General features: G+C 47.8%; 7 protein-coding genes and 1 pseudogene. 5 read left to right on the plus strand and 3 right to left on the minus strand.

Annotated elements, in window-relative coordinates; translation table 11 throughout:
- Window positions 1–158: 158 nt before the first annotated feature.
- Window positions 159–1,343, plus strand: coding sequence for an NnrS family protein (locus AACR75_RS15895; protein WP_047690988.1), 1,185 nt, complete (start codon window positions 159–161; stop codon window positions 1,341–1,343).
- Window positions 1,344–1,463: 120 nt separating this feature from the next.
- Here AACR75_RS15895 and dapD read toward each other — a convergent pair whose 3' ends face one another.
- The 3 genes from dapD to AACR75_RS15910 all read right to left on the minus strand — a co-directional run bounded on the left by dapD (window position 1,464) and on the right by AACR75_RS15910 (window position 4,034).
- Complete coding sequence (dapD, locus tag AACR75_RS15900; RefSeq protein WP_047690990.1) at window positions 1,464–2,495, minus strand: 2,3,4,5-tetrahydropyridine-2,6-dicarboxylate N-succinyltransferase; 1,032 nt, start codon at window positions 2,493–2,495, stop codon at window positions 1,464–1,466.
- Between the two features lie 248 nt (window positions 2,496–2,743).
- Window positions 2,744–3,043, minus strand: coding sequence for a YebG family protein (locus AACR75_RS15905; protein ID WP_010318120.1), 300 nt, complete (start codon window positions 3,041–3,043; stop codon window positions 2,744–2,746).
- Window positions 3,044–3,140: 97 nt separating this feature from the next.
- A complete protein-coding gene (locus AACR75_RS15910; RefSeq protein ID WP_013856148.1) occupies window positions 3,141–4,034 on the minus strand; it encodes a LysR family transcriptional regulator in 894 nt (297 codons plus the stop codon).
- 117 nt (window positions 4,035–4,151) lie between these two features.
- Here AACR75_RS15910 and AACR75_RS15915 point away from each other — a divergent pair, with 117 nt between their 5' ends.
- The 4 genes and pseudogenes from AACR75_RS15915 to AACR75_RS15930 all read left to right on the plus strand — a co-directional run.
- Entirely contained in the window at window positions 4,152–5,168 is a 1,017-nt protein-coding gene (locus AACR75_RS15915) for a TDT family transporter (protein ID WP_013856149.1), read from the plus strand.
- Window positions 5,169–5,266: 98 nt separating this feature from the next.
- Window positions 5,267–8,710, plus strand: coding sequence for an exodeoxyribonuclease V subunit gamma (gene recC / locus AACR75_RS15920; RefSeq protein WP_047690993.1), 3,444 nt, complete (start codon window positions 5,267–5,269; stop codon window positions 8,708–8,710).
- Window positions 8,711–8,983: 273 nt separating this feature from the next.
- Window positions 8,984–12,601 carry an exodeoxyribonuclease V subunit beta gene (recB, locus tag AACR75_RS15925; RefSeq protein WP_081989837.1) on the plus strand — a complete coding sequence of 1,206 codons (3,618 nt, stop codon included), beginning with the start codon at window positions 8,984–8,986 and terminating at the stop codon, window positions 12,599–12,601.
- Window positions 12,598–13,273, plus strand: a pseudogene (locus AACR75_RS15930) (exodeoxyribonuclease V subunit alpha); the annotation flags it as partial. The gene recB and the pseudogene AACR75_RS15930, both read left to right, overlap by 4 nt.

Consider the following 13,273-nt stretch of genomic DNA (forward strand, 5'->3'; position numbering starts at 1 on the left):
TGAGTCATAATGACTGTTTTTTCTTGAGTTGTTATGACTCTTTTTTTTGAGTGATATTTTTTATTTTATTGTTTTTATTGGGTATTTTTATTGGCTTAAATTGTGCTTGTGGTGTTGGTCGTCTGTCATGATATCCACCACCGCCGTAAGAGGTCACAGTGCTCAATATTACCGATATACAAGTAGAACAACGCATACCCGCTTGGTTGCGCCTTGGTTTTCGTCCCTTTTTCCTACTTGGTAGCGTATATGCCGTTTTAGCGGTGACGTTATGGGTCTGGATGTTTCAAACCGGTCAGCCATCGGCATTGCAAGTTCCTGCGCTGTGGTGGCATGTACATGAAATGCTGTTTGGTTTTGCTATGGCAATTGTGGTCGGTTTTCTATTGACTGCCGTACAGAACTGGACTGGCATTAATGGCACGAAACATTATCGCTTAGCCGTGTTAGTCGCCTTGTGGCTAGCGCCTCGAATCTTATTGTGGACGCCGACACCTTTGTGGGTCATCTCTTCTGTCGAAGCGCTTTTTTTGGCGGCTTCGGCCTATGAAATTGGCCGCCGAGTAGTGCAAGCGAAAGGCTGGAAAAATCTCTTTTTTGTGCCGCTGTTTCTTTTAGCGATCGGCGCGAACTTTGCGAGTTATGCCACCATCAAAGGAATGCCGCCCTTTAGCTCAGCGGCGGTATGGCAGGCGATGTTGTGGTGGTTCACATTGTTGCTATCAGTCATGGGAGCACGCGTGATCCCTTTCTTCAGCGCAAGGCGTTTTAACTTTGAAAAAGCACAGCCATGGGTATGGCTCGATTGGTTAGCCAATGCACCCATTGCGGCCTTGTTTATTTTGAGTTTCTTCCCGCTGACGATGGTGCAGATTGGTCAGCCTATCATGTTACTGGCTGGGTTAGCGCAGTGGGTACGTTGGATGCGTTGGAAACCATGGCTAACATTGAGTGAGCCTCTGGTTTGGTCGCTGCACGCTGCGTATGCCTGCATTCCTTTGAGCTTATTACTGCGCGGGTTGATTGATGATGCATATGTCACTCATAACCTGATCCATCTCTTTGCCATTGGAGCCATCTCAGGCTTGATTTTATCGATGATTACACGCGTGACCATGGGGCATACCGGCAGGGCAATTTATCAAGGGCCTAAAATGAGTATTGCGTTTGCGGCTTTGATGATGTCGGCATTGGTACGCAGCCTCGGTGTGGCGTTTTTCCCAGTACAACTCTTTTTGATGGTGAATATCAGTGCCGCACTCTGGATATTGGCTTTTACTCTGTTTGTGTGGAAATTCGGCACGATGTTACTGACGCCGAGAGTCGATGGCCACCCGGGATAACGGTTTGACTCGTAACGTGGAAGTAGCAAAATAAAAAAGTAGAAAGTAGCCTAGCAGTAGAAAGTGCGCCAAAGAAAAAGGCTTGGCACATCGCCAAGCCTTTTTATCAGAAAAACTGGATCAGTTATGGCTGTGCAGCATGCTGTTCAGCTCAACGGCTGATTTATTGGCTAAACACTCAATTTGACCTGTGATCGAGTTGCGGCGGAAAAGTAGATCCGATACTCCAGCTAAATCACGTGCTTTGACGATTTCCACTTCTTGGCCTTGGTTATCGAGCATACGCACTTTAGTGCCAGCAGTTACATACAAACCTGATTCTATCGTGCAGCGATCGCCGAGTGGGAAACCTAAGCCTGCATTTGCGCCAAGCAGTGAGTTTTCACCGATAGAGACCACGACCTTACCGCCGCCAGAAAGCGTACCCATGATAGAAGCGCCACCGCCGATGTCCGATCCATTACCAACAACTACACCAGCAGAAATACGCCCTTCAACCATGCTCACGCCTGTTGTACCAGCGTTGAAGTTGATAAAACCTTCATGCATCACAGTGGTACCTTCGCCCACGTGCGCGCCAAGGCGAACGCGCGAGGTATCCGCAATACGGATGCCCGCTGGGACAATGTAATCAACCATTTTCGGGAATTTATCGACACAATCTACCGTTAAAGCACGGCCTGCAAGGCGAGCTTCAATTTGACGATCCGCTAGTTCAGGTAGATCGATAGGACCCTCATTGGTCCATGCGATGTTGTGTAGCAGGCCAAAAATACCATCAAGCACAGTACCGTGTGGTTTCACTAAACGGTGTGAAATCAGTTGTAGCTTCAAAAAGCCTTCAGCGACTGATTGAGGCTGTTGGTCGGAAGCTAAAATAACCAGCACCAGTGGTTGTGAGGCATTAGCGGCTTTATCGGCAAAACTGGCATTGTTAGCCTGATCATGTTGAGCAAATATCGCGGCGAGTTGGGCGCTTTGCTCGGTTGAGATGTCGAGATACTGGTTGCCTTCGCCATAACCAGAGACTTGAGCAAGCTCGCTCACTAGCGCGTCACTTGGGTTGAGAATTGGCGCTGGAAAAAACGCTTCAATAATTTTTCCATCACGGTTTTTGGTTGCCGTGCCAAAGGCAAGTGCAAAGTAAGCCATTTTGATATCTCCATGTTGTCACTATTGATGCGCTCGCCAGCGTAGGTTGAGCATCATTGCGGCGCACTCGATTTATCAAGCATCATAAAGAGTGAGGCAGGGGTAGGAAAGGGCAAAAGAGGAGAAAGTCCGTAAAACGATACCTTTTGTCTTTTTAGCGATGTATTTCTTTAGACAGAAATATAAAACCGCTGACGAAGCAGCGGTCTTTTCACGTTCTATCATCTTAAGTTAAGCGTTGAATCGCCTTAAGCTGCATCTTCTTCTGGTGCTTCGTCTTTTACCGCTTTGGCTTTTTTAGGCTTAGCCGGTGCAGGCTTGCGCTTTGCGCCAAGTGCGTAAAGCACTTCTTCTTTGTTTTGCGCTAAGAACATCGCCAAAGCTTCTTGCTTGGCTTCATCTTCTAGCAACTCACTTTTCCCTAACAGTTCGAAAAGCTCATCTGCCATATCGAGCATTTTGTCATAAGCGTCAGCGTCTGCTTTAGAGGTAAAAGTCATCTTTTCTTCTCCGTTGCGTTCCACCACGTACTTGACGATTACAGCCATGGTTAATCCTCTAACTTAGTCATTAATTCTACTGGCTGTTTATACAGTCTTTAAACCATGAAGTCTAGGTGAGCAGGAAAAAGTGAGAGGTGGATGGCTACTCTTTGTTCCATTGATAACAAAATTCAATAAAGTGTTTGAGCAGTGGGCTTTGGTATTTTTCTTTATGCACCAATAGCCAAAAACGGCGTTTCATGTCCAGCGGAACATCGAGTCTTTTAACCCGGCCATCTTGCAGTGCTGAATGCGCAGCAAGGGTGGATAAACAGCCCAAACCTAACCCTGCCGAAACACTGTTGATTAAGGCTTCAGTGGTATTCAATTCAAAGGCTTCATGCCACTGCTCAAGTCGTGGTGCGATAGCCCGTAAGAAAAACTCTCGTGAGCCAGAACCCGCTTCGCGCAATACCCATTGGCTCTGTTCGAAATCATTGAGGGTGAGCTGATTTATCATTGTGAGTGGATGTTCGGGTGCGCAAATAATACACATTTCATCGTGTGAAAAAGGCGTTGAAATCAGCTCTGGGTGCAGTGTTTTTCCTTCAATCAAAGCAAGATCCAGTTCGTAATCGACCAACTTTTGGCAAATCAGCGCCGAGTTGGAAATAAACAAACTTTGCGAGATGTGTTGGGTTTGCTGGCGAAATTGACTGAGTAGATAAGGCGCAACATGGTTGCCAATCGTATCACTGGTACCAATACGCAATTGGCCTGCGAGGGTTTGCTCACTGTCAAACAGTTGGTTGATGTTGCTCGCACGGCTTAGCAGTTCATCGGCGAGCGGCAACAGTTTTTGTCCCTCTTGATTGAGGATTAAACGGTTATTGACCCTATCGAACAGCGCATGCCCAAGCTGTTTTTCCAGCTCAGACAGTGACATGCTCACGGCCGCTTTTGACAAAAACAGCGCCTCTGCAGCTTGGGTCAAGGTTTTGTGTTGCGTAATCGAAGTGAATACTTTCAATTGCTTAAGAGAAATATTGGCAGCCATAATTTTGTTTAATTAATCTGAACGTGTGTTCTATATATTTAGATATATCAGAACAAAAGGCAAGCGTATGATAGCGACATTGAACAACTACTTTGTTAGTTCTGATGAGAGGTCAATATGATTCGAGCAGCAAAAGCGAAAGTTATGGGTGCGCCAACCCCTATGGCGGGTTTAGCTCTAGGCATCGCAAGCTTGGGTTGGAGTTGGGAAAACTTTGCACCATTACAAGGTTATGGCCAATTAAGTGGAGCCGTTATTGCCAGCGTGTTACTGGTGGTTCTTGCGTTTAAATTTCTCTTTCATGGCCACTTATTACGCCAAGATCTCGCTCATCCGGTCGTGGGCAGTGTTGTGCCTACTTTTGCGATGGGCACAATGGTGGTTTCCAATTCATTAGGCCATTTTTACCCAATGGCCGGTGATGCGTTATGGCTATTTGCTGTAGGTTTACACATCATCTTCTTGGTCAGTTTTTTGTACCATCGCGCGCAGTCTTTTGAACTTCACCACATGGTGCCAAGTTGGTTCGTTCCACCTGTGGGTATTATTGTGGCCGACGTGGCATTTTCTGGAAACCCAGCACTTGCACCAATCGCAAATGCAACCATGATGTTCGGTTTAGTCGCTTATGCGGTGATGCTGCCGATGATGATTTACCGTTTCATGTTCACACATGAAGTTCCAGATGCAGCAAAACCAACCATGGCTATTTTGGCGGCACCAGCGAGCCTCTCATTGGCTGGTTACTTAACTGTCACGGCTAACCCATCGCCAGTGATCATCGGCATTTTATTTGGTATTGCCGTGTTAATGACAACGATTATCTACTTAGCTTTCTTTAAATTATTACGCTTGCCTTTTAGCCCAGGCTACGCAGCGTTTACCTTCCCAATGGTGATTGGTGCAACGGCGCTATTTAAACTCACACATTGGATGGAAACCGTTGGGGTGAGTGCTGAGTATGTACAGCAAGTGCATTGGTTAGCTGGGTTAGAGTTGATTGTGGCAACTATTGTGGTGGGTTATGTTGCTATTCGTTACTTAAATTTCTATCAACCTCATCGCGTGCTACTCAGCAGCATGAATGAGCTAGAAGAGCAAGATGAACACGCATTGAACTGTGAAATGAAATAGCCTGCAGTTTAGGCAATTCAAAACATAAAATTCTCAAGTATAGAATGCACTTATGCTAATCTCAGTCCTTATTGTGACAAGAAAAGCGTGAGTGCATTTTGTTTACTGTCTACCATTCCAATAAAGTCGATACCTTAAAGATCCTACTCGTGCATTTGATCAAAAGTGCACCGTTAGCCAACCCCTTTGAGAAAGAGCAGATCTTGGTGCAAAGCCCGGGGATGTCGCAATGGCTCAAAATGGCCTTAGCGAAAGAGCTCGGTGTGGCGGCGAACCTTGAGTTTCCTCTACCGGCGACCTTTATCTGGGACATGTTCACTAAAGTGCTACCTGATGTGCCTAAGCGCAGTGCTTTTAACAAAGAAGCGATGACGTGGAAATTGATGCATCTGTTGCCAACCTTGCTCACGCTCGACCCCTTTGCCCCTTTGCAGCGTTACCTTGAACAGGATGATGACCATTCCAAGCTCTATCAGTTGGCCGAGAAAATTGCCGATATTTTTGATGGTTATTTAGTCTACCGCCCCGATTGGATTGCCAAGTGGGAGGCGGGCGATGATGTGAGCGAGATTGGTGATGAGCATCCATGGCAGCCGATATTATGGCAAGCCTTATATCAATACACGCTAGATCAAGGCCAGTCGCACTACCATCGTGCCAATCTCTATCAAAGTTTTATTGATCAGCTTGCGCGTGGCTCGGTTGATTTAACCAAACTGCCCAAGCGTTTGTTTATTTTCGGTATTTCGTCACTGCCGCCTCGTTATATGGATGCACTCAAAGCGTTGGGCGAGCAGATTGATGTTCACTTGATGTTTACCAACCCTTGTCAGCATTATTGGGGCGATCTTCGAGATAGAAAAACGCTCGCCAGACTGCACAGTCAGCAACGTAAAACGTTCGCCTTACAAGGTGATGAGATTCAGTTTGAAGGGCAACGCTCGCCGCTTAAAGGCGACATTGAAGCTAACCTCGTGGATGAATTGCATACCGAAGCTGCGGTTGGCAATGAGTTATTGGCCTCGATGGGGAAACTTGGGCGCGATAATCTTTTTTTACTCTCCCAAACGGAAAATGAAGAGCACGAATTTTTTATTGATCTGCCACGCGATAACTTATTGCATCAGTTGCAGGCCGACATCTTACATTTGCAAGAGCATCGAGATGATAGTCAACTGGACAGTAGCGACCACAAACAAGTGATTGCTTTGGATGATCCATCGCTCACTCTTCATGCTTGCCATAGCCCGATGCGAGAAGTGGAAGTGTTGCATGATCAATTGCTGGCAATGTTTGATGCTGACCCTGAACTGAAACCGCGCGATATTATTGTGATGGTGGCGGACATCAATGCTTACAGCCCAGCCATTGCGGCGGTATTTGGTAACGCGCCGGGTGAGCGCTTCATTCCTTACTCCATTTCAGACCGTACGGCAGATCAAGAGAGCCCGATCTTAGCGGCATTTATGCAATTAGTGCATTTACCCGATTCTCGCTGCCTAGCGTCAGAGTTATTAGAGCTGCTTGAAACTCCTGCGATGATGGCAAAATTTGAGCTTAATGAGCAAGACTTTGCGCAAGCCAAATTGTGGGTAGAAGAGTCAGGCATTCGCTGGGGGCTCAATGCGAGCACCGCGCAACAATTTGAGTTGCCACAGACCGAGCAAAATACTTGGCAATTCGGGATTGAGCGCATGTTACTTGGTTATGCCATGCCAGCCTCAGCAGGTTTATTTACGCAAGGCGAAGTGACGCTCGCGCCTTATAATGAAGTGCAAGGTATGAACGCTGAATTGGCGGGTAAATTAGCGCACTTTATTCAGCAAGTGAGCCATTACCGCGAGCAGTTAGCACAAATCCAAAGCGTCGACGAGTGGCGTCGCTTGCTCGGTGAGATGCTTGGCGCTTTTTTCAAGGTTGAGCTGGAAGGGGAGCTCGCACTCAAGTCGATTCGCGACACCTTGTCGCAGTTAAAAGATCAACTGGCCGAGGCCGGTTATGAGCAAGCACTTGCGCCAAGTATTATTACTCAATATTTGCAAAACAAATTGTCAGGTACGCGCATCAGCCAGCGTTTTCTGGCGGGACAAGTCAATTTCTGTACTTTAATGCCAATGCGTTCCATCCCTTTTAAAACCGTTTGTTTACTAGGAATGAACGATGGCGTTTACCCGCGCACTATGCCAGCCGAAGGGTTTGATTTGATGAACGGTCGCACCCGCGCTGGCGATCGCTCGCGGCGTGACGATGACCGCTATTTGTTCTTAGAAGCGATGCTCTCGGCGCAGCAAACCTTGTACATCAGCTACGTCGGACGCTCAATTCAAGATAATACCGAACGCGTTCCTTCGGTGTTGGTCTCTGAGCTTTTAGAGTATTGCCAACAAAATTACTGTTTGGTCGGGGATGAAGCGCTTGGCAGCGATCAATCGGCCAAAAATTTAGCCTGTGCTTTAACGACCACTCACGCCATGGTGCCTTTTAGCCCTAATGCTTTTTTGAGTAAAACCGGTAGCTATGCCAAAGAGTGGCTACCTGCCGCCAGTCGGCAAGGGCGAGCCAGTGGTGAGTTTAATCTCGCCCTGAGCGATTATTTACAAGGGGCGAGCTTTCCTGTCAGTTTAGATCTGGTTGAGCTGCAACGGTTTTGGCGTTTGCCTGTGCAATATTTCTTTAACCGTCGCCTTAAAGTGACGTTCGAGCCTCCGTTACCGGTAATGGAAGATGATGAACCTTTTGTCTTAAATGGCTTAGAGAGCTACCAGTTACGCGATGAACTGCTAGAGTTGCTGCTTGATCAACCCAATTCACCGCATGCCCTTGAGATATTCATCGACCAGCAGCGCGCGCAAGGAAAGTTACCGATTGGTGCTTTTGGATCCTTGGAATTTGAAACTAATCGCGTGCAAGCACAAGAATTGGCGCAAAGAATCGCTTTCTTATGCCATTCGCCACTTGATGACCAAGAGATCGATCTGCGATTTGAATTGTTTGGTGAAGGCAAAAACGTACAACTGACGGGGTGGCTGACTAAGCGCTATCAATCCGGTTTAGTGCGCTACCGCAGTGGTTCGATTCGCGCGCAGGACTATTTAGCCGCGTGGATTGATCATCTCTCACTAGCGGCGATGGGCGAAAGTCAACCTACTCATTTGATGGGCTACGATCGTAAAGAAGGTGTGCAGCATTTTATTTATCCGCCCATGCCCGATACCAAACAAGCCAAAGCGTTGCTCGCAGAACTGGTGGGTTTGTTTTATCAAGGTATGACAGCGCCGCTCGCTTACTTTCCAAAAACCGCGTTAGCCTGTGTGGAAGCTGGCTTCAGCCGTGGTCAATGGGTTGATGATCGCGATAAATCGCTCAAGAAAATGGCTGATAGCTTTAATGAAAGTTACATGAGCCACGGTGAAGGAAGCAATGTTTACATCGCGCGGATTTGGCCGCAGTGGAATGAAGCCTTAGCTGAGCAGGTGCGTTTATTGGCCACGTTGGTGATGCAAGGACCACGATTGTGGGTTCAAGTGGCGCAGGATGTTTAGCGATGGATAACTGCTTGGAAAGTAAAGTGGCCGCCAGTCAATCATTATTGTGTAGGGCGTTTTCTGTACGGCCACAGGTCAGAGGGACCATGATTTGGTTGGTTCGCATCATCGTGAGATTGACGAAACACGTGGCGCGGATAGTAAAGGCTGCCCGTTTGGCGAACCGTGAGAAAGATCTCACAACGTCTTAATTTATAAACTTATTTTGATTATTCATACCATTATTCAAGCGCGATCACATTCGCTTGCGTATTCAAAGGCTAACTGTTTATGAGTATGACCCCGGCTACGGTCACAACACCATTAAATACCCTTACGTTCCCGCTGCACGGTGCAAGGCTTATCGAAGCGTCGGCGGGCACAGGTAAAACCTTCACCATTGCAGGTTTGTATTTGCGCCTATTACTTGGGCATGGTGATGCAAAGTCACGTCATCAAGTGCCACTGACGGTCGATCAAATTCTAGTGGTGACCTTTACGGAAGCTGCCACTGCTGAGCTTCGTGACCGTATTCGGCGGCGCATTCATGAGGCGCGTATCGCTTTTTCGCGCGGTTTCAGTGATGACCCTGTTATCAAACCGCTACTTGAGCAAACTAGTCATCACAAGCAAGCGGCGCAAATATTACTGCAAGCGGAACGGCAGATGGATGAAGCGGCAGTCTATACCATTCACGGCTTTTGCCAGCGTATGCTCACCCAAAATGCGTTTGAATCGGGAAGCCGTTTTAATAACGAATTTGTGACCGATGAAAGCCATCTAAAAGCGCAAGTGGTCGCGGATTATTGGCGTCGTCAGTTCTATCCGTTGTCGATTCAGCTTGCTGCGGAAGTGCGCCGTTTATGGTCATCACCAGCGGCGCTGCTTGAAAAAATCAGTGGCTATTTAACTGGCTCGGCGCTAACGCTCTCTGTTGAAGCGATGAGTGGCGATTTAAGCGCGCTTTATCAATCGTGCCTGTCACGCATAGAGTCGTTAAAAAAGCAGTGGCTTGATTCATGCGATGATTTACCGCCGTGCATTGAAGCTTCAGATTTGCATGCAGCAACCAAGAAAGCGTTACTGAAACGGCTAGAAGGGTTAGCGTTGTGGGCGAGCAACCCGCAGCATGAATTGAACCTACCGAGCGAATTACAAGAGTTTGCACAAAGCGCGTTGGAGGCTAAGTCGAAAAAAGGTCAACCCCCGCAACATGCGCTGTTCACGACCATTGAGCTCTTTTTGCAACAACCCATCAGCTTAGAAGCGCCACTTCTGGCGCACGCTATTACTCATTGCCGAGCCATGCTTGCCAAAGCGAAAGCACAAAAGCAGTGGTTATCGTTTGATGATTTGCTCACTCAGCTTTCTGCCGCGATAGATAATGATGAGCTGGGCATACTGACTGAGCGGATTCGCAGCCTTTACCCCGTTGCGATGATCGATGAATTCCAAGATACCGATCCGCTGCAATACAGTATTTTTAGCCGCATTTATCTGCCTAAGGCTGAATGCGGTTTGTTTATGATTGGCGACCCAAAACAAGCGATTTACGCGTTTCGTGGTGCAGACATTTTTACCTACATCAAAGCGCGTAAACAGGTGAGCGCACACTACACCTTGGGGACCAACTGGCGTTCTAGCGCGAATATGGTCAATGCCGTCAATCAGATTTTTAGTACGCCTGACAGTGCTTTTATCTACGACCAAGACATTCCCTTTTTACCCGTTGAAGCCAGCCCAAATGCGCAGCAGCGTCAATGGTGGCTTAACGGAGCCGTGCAACCTGCGCTCACCTATTGGTTGCAAGAAGCGCAAGACAGCCCGTTGCCAAAAGGCGAATACCTGCAATGCATGGCCAAAGCGTGCGCCAGCCAAATTCAGACCATTTTGAACGCCGCGCAGCACCAACAAGCGTACTTTGATACTGCTAAAGGGCAAAAGAGCGTGCAAGCAGGAGACATCGCGGTCTTAGTGCGGACGGGTAATGAAGGTCGTATGGTGAAAGAGGCGCTCGCCACGCAAGGCATTGCCAGTGTTTATCTCTCGAACCGCGATAGTGTTTTTAGCAGCGAGGTAGCACAAGATGTACAGCGTCTATTGCAAGCGGTACTGACTCCTGAACATGATCGCGCCTTGCGGGCTTGTTTGGCCTCACCACTTTTCGCTTTAGATGCTGCCAGCTTGGATGATTTAAACAACGACGAATCGGTATGGGAAAGCGCGGTTAACGAATTTAAACAGTATCGCCAATTGTGGCTTGAGCGCGGCGTGCTTCCTATGTTGCGCAGTGTGATGAGCAAACGTCACGTCGCTGAACGTTGGTTGGAAGAGCCGCAAGGTGAGCGCTCACTGACCGATTTTATGCACATCGGTGAGCTACTACAGCAAGCGCGACAAGAGATTGATAGCGATCACGGTTTACTGCGTTGGCTGGCACAAGCTATCAGTGACGCCGAGCATGGCCTAGGGGGCCGTGATGATCAAATTCAACGTTTGGAATCCGAACGCAACTTGGTGCAGATCGTCACTATTCACAAATCGAAAGGTTTGGAATACGACTTAGTGTTTCTGCCGTTTGTGGTCAGCTATCGAGAGGCAAGTGAAGGCAAATATCATGATGCCGTGAATGAGGAAACTGTACTGGATATTACCGCCAGTGAAGCTTCTCTCAAGCAAGCAGATAAAGAGCGACTTGCGGAAGATCTGCGCTTGATTTATGTAGCGCTGACTCGTGCTGTGTATGGCTGTTTTATCGGCATTGCGCCGCTGCGTAATGGCCGCTCCACCAAAGAGCCAACCGGTGTGCATTTAAGTGCCATTGGCTATCTGCTGCAAAATGGTCAAGCCGCAGGCATTGCCGATCTTAACGCTGCGCTGCACGCTCAATCCAATCAATACATTCGTGTTTCTGAGCCACCAGCCGAGCAACCAGAGCCGTTTAAAGCGTTGAGCGTCGAGACGCCGGTATTGAGTGCCAAAACACTGCAAGCGCAGATTGACCGTTTTTGGCGAATGACCAGCTATTCTGGGTTGGTAAAACAAGGTGTGAAACACGCTAGCCACGACGCGAGTTTAGAAGTCTCAGGCTTTGATATCGACTCTGCTGATGAGCAAGCGGAAGCTTTACTGGTTGAGCCAGAACGTTCCATTTTCACTTTTCCACGCGGTGCAATGCCCGGTACTTTTTTGCATTCTCTCTTTGAAGAGGTAGAGTTTACTGAGCCTGCTAGCAGCGATGCTAACCAAAAAGTGATACTGGATTTACTGGTGCGAGAACAAATCGATATTGAATGGTTACCAGTATTACAAACGCTGGTCGATACCGTGTTACAGACACCTTTAGATGGTAAAACGTTGCGTTTGAACCAAAAAACCGCCACTCAGCGCTTGGTTGAAATGGAATTTCTATTACCGATAGAAGTACTGAGCGCTCCTGCATTGAACCGTGTCATTCAACGCCATGATCCACTGTCGGCTAAAGCTGGAGATCTTGGTTTTTACACTGTGCAGGGCATGCTGAAGGGCTTTATCGATTTGCTGTTTGAGCATCAAGGAAAGTATTACGTGCTGGACTGGAAGTCGAATCATTTGGGGGATGATGTGAGCGCCTATCATGGCGAGCGTTTGAAAGCGGCGATGGCAGAGCATCGCTATGATTTACAATATCAACTCTACGCATTGGCGCTGCATCGATTCCTACGCAGTCGTCTAGCAAACTATGACTACCATCGCCATTTTGGCGGAGTTTATTATCTCTTTTTACGTGGCATGGATGGCGAGTCTGAGCATGGGATTTTCTCAACCAAACCGAGCTTTGAACTGCTTGATGAGATGGACAGATTGATTGATGGAGAAACCGTAGATACTCGCGCGACCGATGCAGGGCAGATGGAGTTAGATTTATGAGCAGTACGCTAATGACAACGCTTAAGCAGTTAGCGGAAAAAGGCGCTATGCGTCAGTTAGATTACCAATTCGCGCGTTTTATCGAACAAAAAAGCCAGCAGCAACTTGGCGCTGAATATAGCCAAGCGCTCGGATTTATTGCCGCGGTGGTCAGTGCTGAATTGGCCAAGGGACATATCTGCTTACCTTTAGTGGATGCTTCAACGGCGCAGGGTGTTGATCTCGCGGCTAAGTTAGGCTTGTTTGGTGAGGCAGCATTGGCGGTCAATCAGCACCTATTGGCGATTGATTGGCCTTGGCTACTCAACCGTTCAGACTTAGTCGGACAACAAGGGGAAGCGGTGCCTTTAATGTTTGATGGGCAACGTTTATACCTACACCGTTATTGGCATTATGAAGTTACCTTAGCACAGCGTTTAATCAGCTTTGGGACACCCATGAGCCTAAAGCCTACTGATGTCCAAAAGCTAAAATTGCTGCTCGATACACTGTTTGCGCGTCAATACCACTTTCTGCTCCATGCGCTTCGCCAATTGCCAGAGACAGCCAATGCATCAGCACGCCAGCAACAAGTGTGTGATTTTCTGGATGTGGTCAACGCCGATGAACTTGATTGGAATGAGATTGATCAAGTCATTAGCCAAGCACGTACGGCGAAAGAACTCGAAGCAT

The organism is Vibrio sp. ZOR0018, assembly GCF_963865925.1.
Lineage (GTDB): Bacteria > Pseudomonadota > Gammaproteobacteria > Enterobacterales > Vibrionaceae > Vibrio > Vibrio anguillarum.